Here is an 18,461-nt window from a genome sequence, read left to right as displayed (position 1 = left end):
CATGCCACATTTCTTTATCATACTATTAAAGATTAACCTGGTACTGATCCTGTTTTCTGCAACTTATTATCTGGTACTACGCAGGTTAACGTTTTATACCATCAATAGGATGTTTTTGTTGTTTGGAATCGTGTTTTCATCAGCCTATCCATTTATCAACCTTACCGATTTTTTTGCAGCCCGGAAAGCTATTCCGGCCTTTGTACCACAATTAAACCAGCAGGTAAGCCAATTGGCTCAACAGGATGCCATTTCTGTATTCTGGCAGGCAGTAACCTTGCTTTTTTATGTGGGCGTATTGTTAATGGCCTTTAGGTTATTGGTGCAGTTTATTTCGCTTTACAGGATGCACAAAAATTCTTCGCCCGATCGATTGGCCGATTACAAGGTGAGGATTTTAAATGAAGAAGTGAGTCCTTTCAGTTTTTGGCAAACCATTTATATCAATCCACAACTGCATAAAAAGCAGGATCTGAACAATATCCTCGAACACGAAAAAGTGCATGTAGAAGAATGGCATACGCTGGATATTATCCTTGCCGAAATCTGTGTGGTTTTTTATTGGTTCAATCCCGGGGTTTGGATGATGAAAAAAGCTGTTCGCGAAAATATTGAGTTTATTACCGATGCCAAAATTCTAAAAAAAGGAATCGACAAAAAAGCTTATCAGTATAGTTTACTCGATGTGGGTACGTTACATCCTTCGGTAGCTATCGTAAATAATTTTAACCTGTCTGACCTTAAAAAACGGATTAAAATGATGAATGCCAAACGTTCATCAAAAGTGAATTTGACCCGTTATTTATTCGCATTGCCTGTATTGTTATGCATTACTTTGGCATTTACCATCGATAAAAAGGAAGTGAAAAAAAGCTTGAAACCTTTAGCGAAAATGGTTGATAATATTTTACCCGAAAAGGTAAAACAAGTGCAGGTAAAGGCGAAAACTGTTTTAAAACCGAAAACAAAAAAGCAAATCTTAACGGATACCCTTAAAACACCGGATACGGTTACCAAAATGACTTTTATTATAAAAAGTATAACCGATGGAGTTGATTCTTCACGCAAATCGGTAGAAGATGTATTTAAGGGCTTGGGTAAAAAAGTAAAAATCCTGAGCTTTAAAACAGATGGCGATTTTAAGGGGAAAGGTTTTGTGCAGCATTTTAGCTTTAACGATACAATCAAATCGGATCATAAAAATATCGATATAAAAGTTTCGGCCAAAAGTGCCGGAGACTTGGAAGAACTACCATTGCCAGATAAAAAGGGAATTGGCTTTGTGTATGTGATAAAATCAACCGCTACAATCTCCGATGCAAAGGATGGAAAACAACATTCAAATGATAAGGGGATCATGGTTGCAGATAATACTTCATACTTTCTGAACGGAAATAAAATCACAAAAGAGGAGTTGGATAAACTGAATCTCAATAAAATTTCTGATATAAACATTGATCGGAATAACCAGGCTATACAGATTAAAACGAAGCCTTAATTCCCGGAAGTTGCCGTCATTTCCTATAGTTGCCGTCATTTCGAGCGGAGCGCAGCGCAGTCGAGAAATCTATCTCGAGGTAGATCTCTCTATTCCATTGCATTCCAGTCGAGATGACGACCGTTCCAGGAGATTCGTCACCCTGAACTTGGTTCAGGGTCGTTCCGAAGCAGGCGGGCGCTTCACTGCGTTTTGGTCGAGATGACAAATCTATTCCCTAAAAACTAAAAGTACCCTTTAACATCGCTACTCTTCCCGGAATAAAGTAGGTTCCGGTGGTAAGTGAGTTGGCTGAAAGGTAAACTGCATCAAAACTTTTAATATTGGCCAGGTTGGTGATACCAAATTCAAAATCTGTTTTTATTTTCAGGTATTTGTATTTAATATTCATATCCGCAAAAAGGTATTTCAGATTTGGCTGTGTAGATTGATGTGTAAATAAATGTTCGGCGGATAAGTTTAAATAAACATTTCTAACCGTTGTAATGGCGAGGGTTGATTGCTGCCTCAACTGCTGGAAATTCGTTTTTATCGCATCGGCAACTTTAGCCTTGTTATCGGTTACCGAAAAATTTGCAAGGTACGACCAATTGATAAACCTGCTAAGTTTTGCTTCTATTCCCAATTTATAAAAAACAGTTTGGGCGTTTAAATCAAATAATTCGTTATTCTGTAGCTGGCTGTATCCACTTTGCGAAAAACCAAATCCTGCGCTAACTGTACTTTTTAATGCGAAAACATATTTACTGGCATTCGCATTTAATGATAAGGTACGGATGTGGTTGCTCAACGGCAGTACCACCCTTTGCTGGATGTTGTTGCTTAAACTGTAAGACGAGATCGTATTCAGTTCGGCATCACTGTAATTTGCCGTGATGTTAAAGAAAAACATCTGCATCGCTTTTCTAAAATTAAATCCTGCCCCAACATTATGTGTTTTCGATTCAGAAATCGGTGCATTATTTGCAAAAAGCGAACGGTAGTTTTTTAATACTGTTCCTCGATAAATATCGTCAATTCCACCTAAATCATTACGAAAACTATAATTTGCTGTTACATAATTTTCTACGCTGGTTTGGTATTTAAGATTCAAAAAAGGGTTTAAGAAGAATTTATGCAGGTTTTTATCCAGTTGGTTGATGTCATCGTTGTATTGAATCAGGTTATAGCTTAAAGGCAGGCTTATTCCGGCTTTTAATTTATCGTTGGTAAATTCGTAAGTCGCATCTGCATAAAGTTTGGTTTTAAGCCAATCGAGATCATTTACCGTATTGCCCGATACCAGTTCGGTTTGCTGATTGTTCTGCGTGCGGTAAAGTTCTGAGTTAAGTTGTTGTTGCTGCACATTAAAACCTGCCTTATAGGTCTGCACAAAATGGTTGTTTACAAAAGCAAAGGATGCGTAATTATTGGTATACCAGGTGGGTATTTTAATATACTGGCTTAAACCCAGGTAACTGTTTCCGTTGTTTAAAATATCGGCATTAAGCCCGGGTGTAATGTTTAGGTTTTCGGGCTGTGTAGTCCGGTTTAAATAGGAGTATAGGTTAATAACGTCCTCTGATTTTAATTTTTTCCGATAATTAAACTCGTTTGAAATGTCTAATGTTTCCTGCCGCAATACCTGATTTGCCGCAACATCATTAATCACAAAACCAGATGAAGTTTTAAAAGGGGCATAATCCAGTACAAAATTATTGTTCAAGTAATATTTGTCCGCATTTCCGTTCAGGTTAAACTGAGCCCTTAATTTTTGCGGATTAATGGCGTTGTTCTGCGATTCAGTATAACTGATCGTTTGACCGGAAAGATAAGTCTGCGAAAATTTATTGTACTGCTGACTGCGCTCATCATATAGATAAGAAAGGTTTGCCCTCAACTGCAGGTCCTGATTAAACTTATACAGGTTGTTTAAATTCGCTAATCCTGCTTTATTAAACAGATACCTGCTTTGTGGTAAGGAGGGAACTCCGGCAGCACCAGTTGAAAGGAGACTGCTCGGTCTGTCGTTATCCAGTTTTTTCAAATAATCCGAAAGGTTATGTGAAGTAAGGTCGATACCAGGATCATTTCCAATATTATTGCCTTTAATATTGTTGATAAATTTCAGCTTTTTATTAAATAACATGGCCGTCAGGTTTTCGTCAAAACGATTCGGCATTCCCGCTCCGGCTGTAGCATCGCCCATTACCTTCAGTTTGGCTTCATCTTTAAGTACCAGGTTCAGTGCTACATCATCGCTCATGTTGTTTTTGCGCATCATTTTGATGGGCTGATCATTCTGGATCACCTGTACCTTATCCACAGCGCCCTGTGGGATGCTTTTCGTGCCAATGTTATACTTATCGTCCAAAAGATTGTCGCCGTCTACATAAAGGTTCGAAATGGATTTTCCATTGTAACTGATCTTTCCATCTTCGGCCACTTCTATTCCGGGCATTTTTTTGAGCACGTCGCCAATGCTTCTGTCCTGTTTATCGGCAAAATCAGAAGGCCTGTAATTTAAGGTATCGCCCCGCGAAGTTAGAGATGGACGGTTTTTTACCGTTACAGTTTCGAGGTTTGTTTCGCTGCTCTGCATTACCAGCTCATAACTTTTAGCAACATCGGTAATGCTGGTGCTCAGTTTTTTATAACCTATGCTCGAAGCTTCGATTTTATAACCGGTAACCTGATCGTTTTTTATAGCAATGCTAAATTCGCCATTGCGGTTCGTCCTGCTGAAGTTAATGATATTCCCTTCAGCGTCTTTAAGGCTTACATTAACAGATTCTATTGCTTTTCCATTGGCATCTTTAATCCGTCCTTTGATCGGTTTTTGTGCCAGGGCCGAAAAACTAAACAGCAACAGCATCAGTATGATAACGTGGTTCTTCATTTCTTTTCTGGAAGTTCGATCGGGTTGTTGATTTCTACTTTGGTTATGGCACCTCCGCTTGGGCGTGGGGCAGTATTCTGTCTGAAAGAACCTTGCATGCCATTTGCGGCCATTTGCGCCTGCATAAAACCCTGAGGATCTTTGTCTCTTGCTTCTTTAAGTTTATCCAGCTCTTTTCTGGTGGTTTTAATGGCATCGGCAGGTAGTTTTATTTCCGGGCCCAGATAAGAAGTGCTCATATCAATACCAACCATTTTTACCACACCAACACCGCCATTCGGAGCTGCAATTTTAACATCATCGCCCGAATTTGCCTGACTGGCATCGTCTTTTACGTTTTCAAGACCTGCAAATGTAAATTTCACTTCTTTTTTATCGTCGTAAGCTTCTACAATTAATCCCGGTAAGCCGTTTAATTTCCACGGACCGCTTTGAAAAGGAATTTCAGTGGCAAACCAGGCAATCCAGTTTCTGCCTTTAAATCTGGTGGTCGCTTTCTGACATGGGATACCTGAAAAACTCATGGTATCTTTTAATATTTTCCAGTCGATCTGTGCTGCGGTTTCTTCAACCAAATAATTGTTAAAGAGACGCTCTTTGGTAATCATTTTATGTTCATTGGCAAAAAAGAAATAATCTACCTGTGTTAAAGGAACTTTCGTTTCACTTTTAACTTCTATTTTCATATTACCATTGCCGGTTTGGTTTTTGATCTGCTCCTGTATCTGCTTCTGCATATTTAGCGATTGGTTCAGTTTATCGTAACTGGTATAAACAGAAGCATTTTTGCCGGTTACAAGCAACATATTTTCTGTTCTGGGTTGATCACGTTGCGTAGTGTCTTGTATATGCGTAAAGGTGTAGCGTACTCTTGCCAGGGCTTTATCAGGGCTTTGGGCTTTTACCGAAATGGTGAAGGCTGTTGCCAAACAGAGGGTTAGGATTTGTTTCATAATGAATGGTTTAAAAGTTTCTATTTAATTTTCGTAAATCTACGAAATATTCGTAATAAAAATATGCTTTAACATTTTTTAACAGTGGAGTACCATTTGCTTTAGCCACAGATGCACGGTTAACACAGAGAATCTATCGGTTGGTGTCTCACCGACCGAAATCTAATTGTTATTTTGAAATGAACGGGTGGTAGTTCTTGGCAGGGTTTTGTCCCGCTTTCCGTTTTTTCCGATGAAGAATCGGAATCACCGTAATCGGGTTTAATAACAATGGTTGTGGGGCTTTTATAAAATCGAAATATCCAAAGAATTACTTAAATTGCCTTTCAGAAAGCTAGTAATACTTATTGATGAATGCGTCTTAAAATCCCTAAATCCTCCAAATCCTGATCCGACATGATATTAGTGAAAAATATTTTCGATATGTGTTTGTGTGTTAATTGAATTTGTTCTATATTTGCACCTCGTTAAATAAAAATTATAAAAACAAATATTTAAACAATGTACGCAATAGTAAATATAGCAGGGCAGCAATTTAAAGTTGCTAAAGACCAGCACCTTTTTGTACACAGATTACAAGGAGATGAAGGCGCTAGTATTGAATTTGATAATGTATTGTTGGTTGACAACGGTGGCAAAATCTCTGTAGGTGCTCCTGCAGTTAAAGGTGCTAAAGTTTCGGCTAAGATCGTATCTCATTTAAAAGGTGATAAAGTAATCGTATTCCACAAAAAACGTAGAAAAGGTTACAAAAAGAAAAATGGTCACCGCCAGTTTTTCACTAAGATTCAGATCTCTGACATCACTCTATAATTAATTGTTAACCCAATAATCCGCTTTTTGGGCGGGTTACAAAATATAAAATCATGGCACACAAAAAAGGAGCCGGTAGTTCGAAAAACGGACGTGAATCGCATAGTAAGCGTTTAGGTATTAAAATTTTCGGTGGGCAATTAGCTATCGCTGGAAACATTTTAGTACGTCAACGTGGAACAAAACACCACCCTGATAAAGGTGTTGGTATTGGTAAAGATCATACTTTATTTGCTTTAGTTGATGGTACTGTAGTTTTCAGAAAGAAACAAGATAACAAATCTTATGTTTCTATCCTTCCTATCACCGACGCTGAAATCGAAGCAGCAGTAGCTAAAGCACCAGTTGCTAAAAAAGCGGTTGCTAAGAAAGAAGTTGTAGCAGAAGAAGTTGTTGAAGCAGCACCAGCTAAAAAAGCACCTGCGAAAAAAGCAGCTAAAAAAGACGAATCTACTGAAGAAGCTGCACCTGCAGAATAATTGGTAATTAAGTTATAAAAGGAAAGTCCCGATGCAAATCGGGACTTTTTTTTGTTTTAATGTATTTGGGTTAATCGGTTAATTGTTTAAACTGGTTAACTGATAAAAAATACCCAACTCCAACTAAAATACCCTTCGACTCCGCTCAGGGTGACACGACGAAGGGAATTTGATTAATCGACTTTGGACTCCGGACTATTGACTCGGGACTTCCAACTTCCAACTAATGTTAAACCCTGTTAAATAACAAAATTTAACACTTTTCAGGTTTAGATTTGAGTATTGATTTAAAAACAATCCAAATGAATCTGAAGAGAATATCCTTATTAATCCCATTACTGATTTCGGGCCTTTTATTACATGCACAGGATGTGGAAGAAAATATCCGCATGGTAAAACCATTTAAAGCCGATGGTATATCGAGCGAATGGAATGAGCCGCTTAATCAGTACAATGATGCCACCAAACTGGCTTTTGCATTGGCTAATGACGATCAAAACCTATACATCATTATCGAATCGTTAGATCCCCAAACTACTTTTAGTGTGTTAAGAGGTGGCATTACGCTAAATATCAATACCGCTGGTAAGAAAAAAGATGGTATGAAATTAACTTTTCCTTTAATGGAAAGACCACCGATGCCAAAAGAGGGAGAAGAACACCGCGATCATGCTCCATCAGCAGCAGAACATGAAAATGAAATGCATAACCCTGCGGCAATGAATAAAAGTATCCGTGTTTCTGGCTTTAAAAATATTCCTGATGGAGAATTACCTGCCATTAACCAGGATGGTATTGAAACAGGTATGAGTATACATCCTAACAGGGATATGATTTACGAACTGAGCATCCCGTTAGCGCAGTTACAGGTTGGCCTTGATCTTAAAAAACCGCTTGTTTATAATATTAAAATAAATGAACCGGCAAAATCAGGCTTTAAAAGAGAAGGAGCACCTGAAGGAGGAAACAGTAGTGGGAGAGGTCGGTCAGGAGGTAGAGGTGGCATGGGCGGCGGTGGCCGTGGCGGTATGGGCGGTGGCGGAAGAGGTGGAATGGGAGGTGGCGGTCAGCGACCAATGCAGGGTGGCGAATCTTCTGCTAAATCATCTGATTTTTGGATCAAGTATAAGCTGGTGAAGGCTTAAGTAAATTTATAAATATCGTCACACTACTGGTCTTAGCGTCCCGCTAAGACCTATATTTAACTATTATGTTTTTTGCCACAGAGACGCAGAAAACACGGAAACACTTAGGCTATAAGGACCCTGGTACAAATCCTATTGTGATTGGGGCGAGATGACGATGTTCTTTAATATTCCCTCGCCATCAATTGCTCGGTAAGCGTTAAAAGATTTGCTTTTCGCTCATCATTTACCGTAATCTGTTCAAAAACCGCTAAAGCTTTATTACGGTAATAATTCATGCTTTCTTTGGCAATTTCCTGAATATCCAATGTGTCGTACACCTGGCGCACAGTTTCTACTTTTTCCTGTGCATTAAATTCTTTATAAGAAGTCCAGGTATCCAGGGATTTACGGGTATCTCCTTCGGCCAATTCGAAAGCTTTTAAGAGTAAGAAAGTTTTTTTATTGGCAATGATATCTCCACCCACCTGTTTTCCGAATTTTTCGGGATCGGCATAAACGTCCAGGATATCATCCTGCAACTGGAAAGCAATTCCGATATTCTCACCGAACTGATAGATCAGATCAGCATCTTTTTCTGAAGCACCTGCAATAATAGCCCCCAATTTTAATGCACCACCGAGCAATACAGCCGTTTTTAACCTGATCATGTTAATGTATTCTTCGATACTTACATCATCACGGCTTTCAAATTCCATATCCAGCTGCTGACCTTCGCAAACGCCCTGAGCCGTTGCGTTAAATGTATCTAAAACGTCTTTCAGGAAGATAGGATTTACTTTTGCGAGGTTTTTATTGGCTTCCACCATCATTACATCACCACTTAAAATGGCAACATTGGTACTCCATCTTTCATGTACGGTGGCCTGCCCCCTGCGGAGGGGTGCATTGTCCATAATATCATCATGAACGAGTGTAAAATTGTGGAAAACCTCAATGGCCATAGCGGCATGGATGGATTGATTTGGATCTCCACCGAACAGTTCGGTAGCCATTAACACCAGTAAAGGTCTTACACGCTTTCCACCAAGGTTAATAATATAGGTAATCGGATCGTAAAGTTGTTTAGGGTGATCCGGAAACTTTAAATTTTGTATTGCAGTATCTAAAATTTGCTGTAATTGTTCTGTAGTATGCATGCGTTGCTTTGAACATTGTGTTTTCGGGCACAAATGTCTTAATTTTTAATCAGGAATCAGTGTAAAATCGATTTGACGTTTAGAAAGGTCTACTTTTTTAACCCTGATCATCACTTCATCCCCTAACTGGTACTTTCTTTTTTTGCGTTGACCTATAATGCAGTAGTTTTTCTCGTCGAGCACATAAAAATCGTCGGATATATCGCGTAAACGGATCATTCCCTCACATTTGTTCTCTTCAATTTCTACATACATGCCCCATTCGGTAACGCCCGAAATAATACCTTTATATTCTGTACCGATATTGTTTTCGAGGTATTCGGCCTGTTTGTATTTAACAGATGCGCGTTCGGCATCGGCAGCCCTTTTCTCCATTGCAGAAGAATGTACGCAAGCCACTTCGTAAAATTCGGCATCTGCTGATTTACCACCGTCCAGGTAAGTTTGTAAAAGCCTGTGCGCCATAACATCCGGGTAACGGCGGATAGGGGAAGTAAAGTGGGTATAATATTCGAAAGCCAGGCCGTAATGACTGGTTTTTTTAGTTGAATAAATCGCCTTAGCCATTGATCTGATAGCGAGTGAAGTAAGAATATTCTGTTCTTTTTTACCTTCTACATCAGCCATTAAGCTGTTTAAAGATTTAGCAATTTCTTTATCCGATTTGGTATTTACCTTATAACCAAACCGGGCAGCAAAAGTAGCGAATGTAGTAAGGGTTTCCATGTTCGGCGAATCGTGCACACGGTAAACAAAGGTCAGTTTATTTTTTCCCTTTACTTTTTTGGCTACAAATTCGGCCACTTTCCGGTTGGCCAATAACATATAATCTTCAATCAGTTTATGGGCATCTTTACGCTCTTTAACATAAACACCGATTGGTTTTCCTGTTTCATCCAGTTTGAATTTAACTTCGGTACTTTCGAAACTGATGGCTCCATTTTTAAATTTACGGTCGCGAAGGATATAAGCCAGCTCATTTAACTTCAAGATTTCTGTAGCATAATCGCCGGCTTTGTTCTCGATCACTTCCTGTGCTTCTTCGTAGCTGAACCTTCTGTCAGAGTGGATTACGGTGCGGCCATACCATTCATTCTGGATATTGGCCTGTTCATCCAGCTCGAAAACGGCTGCAAAACACAATTTATCTTCATGCGGACGTAATGAACAAACGCCATTACTTAAACGCTCAGGAAGCATCGGGATCACCCGATCAACCAGGTAAACCGAAGTAGCACGGCTATAGGCCTCTTTATCCAAATCTGTTCCCTGGATTACATAATGCGAAACATCGGCAATGTGTACACCTATTTCGTGGTTTCCGTTAGGTAGTTTTTGATAAGAAATTGCATCATCAAAATCTTTTGCATCAGCCGGATCGATGGTAAAGGTTAATATATTTCTAAAATCTTTTCTTTTGGCAATTTCTTCGGCCGGGATTTCTTCAGGGATGGCGTTTGCTTCGCGTTCTACCTGAGGCGGAAACTCCAACGGAAAACCATATTGCGCTAAAATCGCATTCATTTCGGTATTGTTCTCACCCTGGTTACCCAACACGTGTTTAACAATTCCAATGGGATTTTTGGCACTTTCGGGCCAGTCAGATAGGGTTACCAATACCCGCTGGCCGTTTTTGGCATCGTGGGTATCGGCCAATGGCACAAAAATATCGTGCATCATTTTCTTATCATCGGCAATTACGAAAGCAAAACGATCAGATATTTTGATTACACCTGTAAAATCTGATTTTGCCCTTTTGATAATTTCGACAACCTCACCGTCGTTTTTACGACCGCTTTTCTTGGCGAAAACATAAGCCTTAACCGTGTCGCCATGTAAAGCATTTTTGAGTTTCTTAGGCGCTACGAAAACATCTTTTTCAAATTCATCTTCCGGAACAATATAAGCCGAACCATCGGCGGTCATATCTACCGTACCGATAATGAAATTTTGAAGTTCTTTAAGTTTAAATTTACCTTTTTGGGGTTCTATGAAAATTCCTGCATTTTTCCCCTCTTTTAAGATCTCGAGAATGGTCTCCCTTGATTCCTGATCGTTCAAATTTAATTTGGCCGAAACCTGCTTATAATTGAGCAGTTGATTGTTGTTCTTTTCAAAAACATCACTAACCAATTGATTCAGAACCAATTTTATATTTGCCGATTTTTTCTTTGCCATACGCTAATACTGAATTTACCGAAGATACGGAAATTATGTAAGATGGGGGATGGAAAATGGATAATGAAGGTAGTTCAATGGTTCATTTGTCATTTGTTCATTTGCCATTCGTATTGGTGGAGTTGTGGATAATTGTAAACCAGATTGCTTAATTGTTAGATGGCTAGATTGTTACCGGCCAGATGGTTAATCGGTTAAATGTATAAATTGGTTAATTGTAAATCAAATTGCTTAATTGTTAGATGGCTACATTGTTGGATGTAAACTGTAAATTGAAAACTGTTAACTGAAAATTGATTAATTGTTTAAATCGGTTAATTGTAAATCAGATTCCTTAATTGTTAGATGGCTAGATTGTTACCGGCCAGATGGTTAATCGGTTAAATTTATAAATTGGTTAATCGTAAACCAGATTGTTGGTTCTAAACTGTTAACTGAAAATTGATTAAATATTTTTTGCCATATTAAACCTTTATTCAGGATACCTTTCCATTCTATGGACTATGGACTATGGACTATGGACTATGGACTATGGACTATGGACTATGGACTATGGACTATGGACTATGGACTATGGACTATGTATAAACACCATTTTCCATCTCACATTTTCCATTTTACATCAATTCCCCGGAATAGCCTCAATTAGTTTCTTCGTGTATTCAGCTTTGGGCGCATTAAATATCTGTTCAGGGAAACCTTCTTCTTCGATTTTGCCTTTATTCATTACCAGAATACGGTCTGAAATATGTTTAACTACAGCCAGATCGTGTGAGATGAAAATGTAGGTGAGGCCGAATTCTTGTTGCAGATCTCTGATCAGGTTTAAAACCTGTGCCTGTACTGAAACGTCGAGGGCAGAAACCGATTCGTCGCAGATGATAAATTTAGGTTCTAAAGCCAAAGCCCTGGCGATGACCACACGTTGTCTTTGTCCGCCGCTGAATTCGTGTGGATAGCGGTTAAAGTGTTCTTCTTTTAAGCCTACTTTATTGAGGAGATCCAGCACTTTTTGTTTGCGTTCGGCATCATTACGGTATAGTTTATGTACCTGTAAAGGTTCTAAAATAGATTGGCCAATGCTTAAACGCGGATTTAAAGAAGCATAAGGATCCTGAAAAATGATCTGAATGTCTTTTCTTAATTTCCGCAGATCAGTTTTGCTAATATGTGTAATATCTTCTCCGTTAAAAATAATCTGACCAGAAGTTGGCTGGATCAACCTTAAAATGGTGCGGCCTAATGTGGTTTTGCCACAACCTGATTCGCCTACCAATCCCAGTGTTTCACCCGGGAAAACCTCAAAATTCAATTGATCAACGGCTTTAACATAATCGGTAGTTTTACTGAAAAGGCCGTTACTGATTGGATACCAGGTGCAGAGGTCTTTTATCTGGAGAAGCGGTTTTTGTGCATATAATTTTTCTCTTCTTGCTGCAATTTCTGTCTCGGTTAATTGGTTCGAAGCTTTTAAATGCGCTGTGGCATCGTCAATTTTTCCGGTAAGGAAATCGCCCACAACTGGCAATTTCTTTAACTGCAGGGCAGGGGAAGGGCGACAGGCCAGTAAACCTTTGGTATAAGGATGCCGGGGATTCTCAAAAATGGATTTTGCAGGTCCCTGTTCTACAATTTCACCCTTGTACATTACCGCAACTTCATCGGCAATTTCGTTTACCACACCTAAATCGTGCGAAATAAAGATCATGGCCATGTTCCGTTCAGTTTTCAGTTTTAAGAGCAACTGAAGAATTGTTTTCTGGACGGTTACATCCAATGCGGTGGTGGGCTCATCGGCGATTAATAATTTAGGGTCGCAGCTTAATGCCATCGCAATCATGACCCGTTGTTTTTGTCCGCCGGAAATCTGATGCGGGTAACTATCGAATATTTTTTCAGGACGGGGTAACTGTACCTCGTTAAAAAGAGCTATGGTATGTTTTCTGGCTTCAGCCTTATCTACTTTTCTATGCAGCATAATAGCTTCCGCTACCTGATCGCCACACGTAAAAACAGGGTTGAGGGAAGTCATCGGTTCCTGAAAAATCATCGAGATCTGGTTACCTCTGATCTGGCGGATTTCATTGGTGCCAAGGTTAAGGAGGCTGACATTCTCAAAATCGATATCACCCGTAATTTTTGCAGTCTTTTCATCGTGCAAACGCATAATGGAAAAAGAGGTAACCGATTTTCCGGAGCCCGATTCGCCCACGATACCTAAAACCGTTCCTTTTTTTACATTAAAACTGATTTGTTTAACGGCTTTGAACCAGGTTTTTTCTTCCTGGTTATAAAAATCGATATTTAGGTTTTCAACGTTTAGCATCAGGTTACAATGGTAACATTTTCTGCTGAAATTATATCCATTCCTTTAAATTTTAACAGCACCTGCGCGGTAGTAATTACATCTTTCTGGCAATAGGTTACTATCCGATCGAGGTTTTTTTCTTCATAATAAACCTGCCTGACCTGAGATCCGTTAATATCATCTTTTGGAGTAGGGATATCCAAAATTGCAGCCAAAAGGTTTAAGGAAGTAAAATGTTTATAATCGCCGAATTTCCAGAGCTCCATGGTATCGATATGGTTTACTTCCCACGGTTTTTTGCCTGAAAGCTGCAGCTGAACCGGAATTTCAATGCCGTTAACCAATAACCTGCGGCATAAATAAGGGAAATCGAATTCCTTTCCGTTATGGGCACAGAACATTAAAGTAGGCGCTTGTTTGCTTAAGAGACTGGAAAACTGCAAAAGCATTTCTTTTTCGTCGTGACCAAAAATAGATTTGATCCGCAGGGAATAAGATTGATCTTGTACATTAAAAATTCCTAAACTAATACAGATAATTTTACCGAATTCGGCCATAATACCTGCTTTTTCGTAAAAATCTTCAGGACTTTGGTCAGCGCTTCGCTGATAATGTGTTTTTTGCTCCCAAAGTTCCTGTAAATGCGGGGGAACATCCTGAAATGAGGGGTATTGCGGAACAGTTTCGATATCGATAACCATTACCTGATTGAGATCCAACGTTTTTAGCATACATCAGTAATTTTCAATTAACAATTTACAATTTTCAATTCAAAATCTTCTATGCAAACCATTAAACATTACAACTATATTTTATAAGTTTGATTTATGGCGACAAGCAAATTCGAGCAATCTTTAACAGATGGCGCTCATCAACAACTTCAACGGTTAATCGGTAACTGGCAGGGAACAACCAAAACCTGGTTCGAAAAAGATGTTTTGGCAGACGAATCTTCATCTGAAGCCCAAATCACATCCATTTTAGGCAGCCGTTTTATTTCGGTTGATTATCATGGCAGTTTGGAGGGAAAACCGTTTGAAGGCAAAATGATCATCGGTTTTGATATTCCGTATCAAAGGTTTACAACCACCTGGGTGGATAGTTTTCATATGGGTACGCAGATCATGTTATCAAGCGGAGAAGCCACTGCAAATGGTTTCTCGGTTTTTGGAGAATATGGGAGTCCTGAGTATGGGGAACAGCTTTGGGGCTGGCGCACTACTTTAGAAATTGTTGGAGATGATGAATTTGTATTAACCGCGTATAATGTTTCACCGGAAGGGGAAGAGGCAAAGGCGACGGAAACGGTTTATAGAAAAATATAGGTTTTTAGAAAATGGTTCGTGGCGACACGAACCCATAGCGAGTGTTAGTCGGGATTTGTAATCCCGATTTTAGAACTAAGGATTTTTAATCCTTTAAGGTGGATTGCAAATCCACAGCTCATTGAGACGAGATTGCAAATCTCGACTAACAATTTCAGCTTACGCTCTTTTCTCAACGAGCGTTTAATAGTTTGTCGTTTACCAACGATAAAATCGTAGAGCTATTTATGCACTCGTTTGGAAACGAGTGCAAGCATTTTTCTTGTTAAAAACTTTGGGGTTTATAAAGTTCTAGAATAAAGAAGGCGAAGCCTGATTCGCCATTATTGGTATTTTTAAATCGGTTCCAACTGCTTTATTCAGTTTATCGGTAAAATAAGCAGAAAATAAAGGAGATGAAAGCTCTACATTCTGGTGTACAAAAAAGTAAAGGTTCTGTAATCCCTGTTCTTTCCAGCTTACAATTCTCTCGATCCAATCGTCCAGGCGTTTTTTATCGATTTCATCGTCATTGGCACCTACAAAACGTACAAAAGCCGTTGGTGTAGTTAAGCGCATGTGCAGCATATCCCTTCTGCCAGATGTATCCACAATAATATTGGCTATACCATTATCTTCGAATAGTTTGGCAAATTCGTTTGCAATGGCAGGATTGGTAAACCATTCTGTATTTCTTACCTCAACACCTAATGGAATTACTTTTGGAAATTCGTTGATTACAATTTTTAACCTTTCGAAATCCTTGGGTTTAAAATTATCGTGAAGCTGAAGAAAAGCCATGCCCAGTTTATCTTCGAAATTACTGATGGCATCGCAATATTGCTCAACAGGTTCTTTAACATTGATCAGCCTTTTAAAGTGACTGATGGTATTGGTGAGCTTAGGGAAAAACTTAAAATCTGCAGGTGTTTTTTGCGTCCAGGTAATTACCTGCTCGCTGGTTGGCATACCGTAAAAGGTAGCATTTAGTTCGATCGAATTAAACTGGGTTGAATAGTAGGTTAATTCATCTTTAGTCCCTTTTGGATAAAAGCCTTTTAAATCGGCTTTGTTCCATTTAGCACAGCCCACAAAAGCTTTAAAATCCTGTTTAGGTTTATTTGCTTTTAATACTGCTGCTGTTTCAGGCGCATCAGCCGGAAGGGTATAATCTATGATTGAAGGGTCGTCTACTTTACCGAATTGCATTTTTAAAGGTTTTAGGTGTAAGGTAAAAGGTTAAAGGCAATAACTACCTTAGCCTGTTGAACCAAGGTATTTGCATATTGTAAAAATAAGAAACTTGTTCTTTGCTTTATCTATTGTGGAAAGTTTGTACTGAAAACACTCAATTATTCCGATAGGAAATCCTCATTAACTTTTTGAGCGGAGTATAACAGGGCTGACTTAATATCCTCTTTTTCTAATACCGGATGTTCCTCTAGGATTTGTTTTTCATTCATGCCGGCTGCCAATAGTTCAAGTATATCAGAAACTGGAAACCTTAATCCGCGTATGGTTGGTTTTCCACCCATCAAACCATCTGTAGAAGTGATTCGATCAAATAACTTGATTTGCTCTTTTGCCATATTCGGTTATATAATTTTTTAATTCAATTATTTAATAACGGTCGTCACGTTGATCCGACGGCTATCGAATTTATTTTATTAGCCGTTTTTATCGTTTTTAAAGGTCTAATAGCTGCTTCGTAGTCAGCATCTTACCGCTATAAAGACCCTGAAATGAATTCAGGGTGAGGAGAGAATAAATAGTGCTCTTCAAAGTCACGCTCTTAATCATTTTAGCAGTTAAATAAATATAAAAAAAATACCCCAGTTTAAAAAACTGAGGTATCTGTATCATGTGATATAAAATTTTACATTTTCAAGTATTTGCAAACCGCAAACTCCCAACTGAAAACTGAATTAGTAACCCAGTATCTTTAATACCTGCTTACTGTTCTGTTCTTCTCCAAAAACCTCGAAGTTGAAACTTTCATCGCGGTTTCTGCGGATTAAAACGTGTTTTGGACTAGGCAATAAACAGTGGTGAATACCACCATAACCACTCAATACCTCCTGGTAAGCACCCGTATGGAAGAAACCTAAATACTGTACCTTACGTGTTTTAGGCATAAATACACTGTTCATGTGCGCTTCCTGATTATAGTAATCCTGTCCGTCGCAGGTAATGCCACCTAAATTAACACGTTCGTATTCGGCATCCCAGTTGTTGATCGGTAATAAGATGTATTTTTGGTTTAATGCCCAAACATCCGGTAAGTTGGTAATGAACGAACCATCCAGCATCAACCAGCGCTCGCGATCGTTCTGTTGTTTACGGCCCAATACTTTGTAAAGAATTCCTGATGCTTCGGCCACAGTATATTTACCAAATTCGGTAATGATATCCGGTTCCATTACATCGTGGATGGCACAGATTTCCTTGATCCTTTTAACAATCTCGTTTACCATGTATTCGTAATCGAAATCAAAAACCAGCGAATCTTTAAATGGCATACCACCACCAATATCAAGGGTATCTAAATCAGGATTGATTTTTTTGAATTTGCAATAAAGTGTTACGTATTTCTCCAGCTCGTTCCAGTAATATGGCGAATCGGTAATCCCAGAGTTAATAAAGAAGTGCAATAACTTAACCCTGAAGTTAGGGTTATGAACGATTTTATTGTTGTAAAAATCTATAATATCTTCCATACGCACACCCAAACGCGAAGTATAGAACTGCGAATCTGGTTGCTCTTCTGCTGCGATACGGATACCCAGGTTACAAGGTGTATCAATATCAACCTCATCATCAAAAAGATTAAACTCTTCTTTGTTGTCTAAAACCGGGATAATATTGGTATAACCATCGTGCAGCATATCAATGATATACTGTTTGTACTGGTAGGTTTTAAAACCGTTACAGATAATGGTGGTATCTTTAGTTAACACCCCTTTTTTCTCCAAAGCATCAACCATCGGCATATCAAAAGCCGAAGAAGTTTCCAGGTGAATGTTATTTTTTAAAGCTTCTTCTACAATATGTTTAAAATGCGAGCTTTTAGTACAATAGCAGTACTTATAATCACCGCGGTAATTGTTCTTTAAAATAGCGGTCTGGAAAAGAATCTTCGCCTGCTGAATCTTCTTACTTACCATTGGTAAGTACGTGAAACGTAGGGGAGTACCGTAGGTTTCGATCATTTCCATCAGGTTTAAATCCTGAAAATATAATTCATCATCTATAACATCGAAACCCTCCTGAGGGAAACCAACACTTAGATCAAGAAATTCTGAGTAACTCTGCATTTACTTTTAAATAATTTTTGCAAAAATGTAATTTTAAATCGAGAATTAATCCTTAATAAAAATATTTTTACTGTAGGGAAACGCTTAGCCTAACTACAAAAAATGAATGGAAATTGTTTTGAGAGAAAAAAGTATAGGGCTGGATTGTTAACTATTTGTATGACAGTGAGTAATGCAGTATGGGTTTAAGGATTTGGAAAGCAGGTTCCTGTTTCAATCGGTTTGGGTTGGTCCTGCTCTGCACTTTACTCTCCCGATGAAAAATCGGGATCGTGTTCGTTCCGATCAGGTTTATTTAATAAGGGCTGGTGCTGCTATTTACGGTTTAATAGCGAGTGTATTTAATGAAAAGGGTTTTCCGTGTTTTAAGTGCATCCATGGCAAATAAAAACCAATAAAGCGGTTCGTGAGGACACCAATGCTATTAACTTAAGCTATTTATAAGTCTGGTA

At 38.8% G+C, this 18,461-nt stretch carries 14 protein-coding genes; 5 read left to right on the top strand and 9 right to left on the bottom strand.

Annotation, left to right across the window (positions count from 1 at the left end):
* The first annotated feature begins 1 nt into the window (after position 1).
* On the top strand, positions 2–1,498 hold the full coding sequence (locus DRW42_RS26935) for a M56 family metallopeptidase (RefSeq protein ID WP_113951960.1): 1,497 nt from the start codon (positions 2–4) through the stop codon (positions 1,496–1,498).
* 217 nt (positions 1,499–1,715) lie between these two features.
* On the opposite strand, the gene DRW42_RS26930 is transcribed toward DRW42_RS26935, so the two are convergent.
* Together DRW42_RS26930 and DRW42_RS26925 are read right to left on the bottom strand one after the other, a co-directional pair.
* Complete coding sequence (locus DRW42_RS26930) at positions 1,716–4,376, bottom strand: TonB-dependent receptor (RefSeq protein WP_113951959.1); 2,661 nt, start codon at positions 4,374–4,376, stop codon at positions 1,716–1,718.
* Entirely contained in the window at positions 4,373–5,329 is a 957-nt protein-coding gene (locus DRW42_RS26925) for a GLPGLI family protein (RefSeq protein ID WP_113951958.1), read from the bottom strand. Before DRW42_RS26925 ends, DRW42_RS26930 begins: the two co-directional genes overlap by 4 nt.
* A 501-nt stretch (positions 5,330–5,830) precedes the next feature.
* Here DRW42_RS26925 and rplU point away from each other — a divergent pair.
* The 3 genes from rplU to DRW42_RS29145 all read left to right on the top strand — a co-directional run bounded on the left by rplU (position 5,831) and on the right by DRW42_RS29145 (position 7,766).
* Positions 5,831–6,142, top strand: a complete 312-nt coding sequence (gene rplU, locus DRW42_RS26920) for a 50S ribosomal protein L21 (protein ID WP_113951957.1) — start codon at positions 5,831–5,833, stop codon at positions 6,140–6,142.
* A gap of 53 nt (positions 6,143–6,195) precedes the next feature.
* Complete coding sequence (rpmA, locus tag DRW42_RS26915; protein WP_113951956.1) at positions 6,196–6,621, top strand: 50S ribosomal protein L27; 426 nt, start codon at positions 6,196–6,198, stop codon at positions 6,619–6,621.
* A 302-nt stretch (positions 6,622–6,923) separates the two neighbouring features.
* The gene (locus DRW42_RS29145) at positions 6,924–7,766 is read left to right on the top strand and encodes a hypothetical protein (RefSeq protein WP_208643662.1); all 843 of its coding nucleotides are present in this window, start codon (positions 6,924–6,926) and stop codon (positions 7,764–7,766) included.
* Positions 7,767–7,930: 164 nt separating this feature from the next.
* Here the strand turns inward: DRW42_RS29145 and DRW42_RS26910 are convergent, their stop codons facing one another.
* From DRW42_RS26910 to DRW42_RS26895, 4 genes are all read right to left on the bottom strand, one after another.
* Positions 7,931–8,905 (bottom strand): polyprenyl synthetase family protein, encoded by a 975-nt coding sequence (locus DRW42_RS26910; protein WP_113951955.1) that lies wholly within the window; start codon positions 8,903–8,905, stop codon positions 7,931–7,933.
* A gap of 45 nt (positions 8,906–8,950) precedes the next feature.
* The gene (gene rnr / locus DRW42_RS26905) at positions 8,951–11,083 is read right to left on the bottom strand and encodes a ribonuclease R (RefSeq protein WP_113951954.1); all 2,133 of its coding nucleotides are present in this window, start codon (positions 11,081–11,083) and stop codon (positions 8,951–8,953) included.
* Between the two features lie 622 nt (positions 11,084–11,705).
* A complete protein-coding gene (locus DRW42_RS26900; protein ID WP_113951953.1) occupies positions 11,706–13,409 on the bottom strand; it encodes an ABC transporter ATP-binding protein in 1,704 nt (567 codons plus the stop codon).
* Complete coding sequence (locus tag DRW42_RS26895) at positions 13,409–14,122, bottom strand: 3'-5' exonuclease (protein ID WP_113951952.1); 714 nt, start codon at positions 14,120–14,122, stop codon at positions 13,409–13,411. The genes DRW42_RS26900 and DRW42_RS26895 overlap by 1 nt, the downstream gene beginning before the upstream one ends.
* Before the next feature lie 96 nt (positions 14,123–14,218).
* On the opposite strand from DRW42_RS26895, the gene DRW42_RS26890 reads away from it, so the two are divergent.
* The gene (locus DRW42_RS26890; RefSeq protein ID WP_113951951.1) at positions 14,219–14,716 is read left to right on the top strand and encodes a DUF1579 domain-containing protein; all 498 of its coding nucleotides are present in this window, start codon (positions 14,219–14,221) and stop codon (positions 14,714–14,716) included.
* 291 nt (positions 14,717–15,007) lie between these two features.
* Here the strand turns inward: DRW42_RS26890 and DRW42_RS26885 are convergent, their stop codons facing one another.
* The 3 genes from DRW42_RS26885 to DRW42_RS26875 all read right to left on the bottom strand — a co-directional run bounded on the left by DRW42_RS26885 (position 15,008) and on the right by DRW42_RS26875 (position 18,009).
* Complete coding sequence (locus DRW42_RS26885; protein ID WP_113951950.1) at positions 15,008–15,904, bottom strand: DUF72 domain-containing protein; 897 nt, start codon at positions 15,902–15,904, stop codon at positions 15,008–15,010.
* A 143-nt stretch (positions 15,905–16,047) separates the two neighbouring features.
* Complete coding sequence (locus DRW42_RS26880; RefSeq protein ID WP_113951949.1) at positions 16,048–16,284, bottom strand: DUF433 domain-containing protein; 237 nt, start codon at positions 16,282–16,284, stop codon at positions 16,048–16,050.
* A 336-nt stretch (positions 16,285–16,620) separates the two neighbouring features.
* Positions 16,621–18,009, bottom strand: coding sequence for an arginine decarboxylase (locus DRW42_RS26875; protein ID WP_029277861.1), 1,389 nt, complete (start codon positions 18,007–18,009; stop codon positions 16,621–16,623).
* Positions 18,010–18,461 lie beyond the last annotated feature (452 nt).

This window comes from Pedobacter miscanthi (genome assembly GCF_003315595.1).
GTDB classification, from domain to species: Bacteria; Bacteroidota; Bacteroidia; order Sphingobacteriales; family Sphingobacteriaceae; genus Pedobacter; species Pedobacter miscanthi.
Note: the sequence above shows the minus strand (reverse complement) of the source record. Positions and strands in the feature narration are given on the sequence as shown.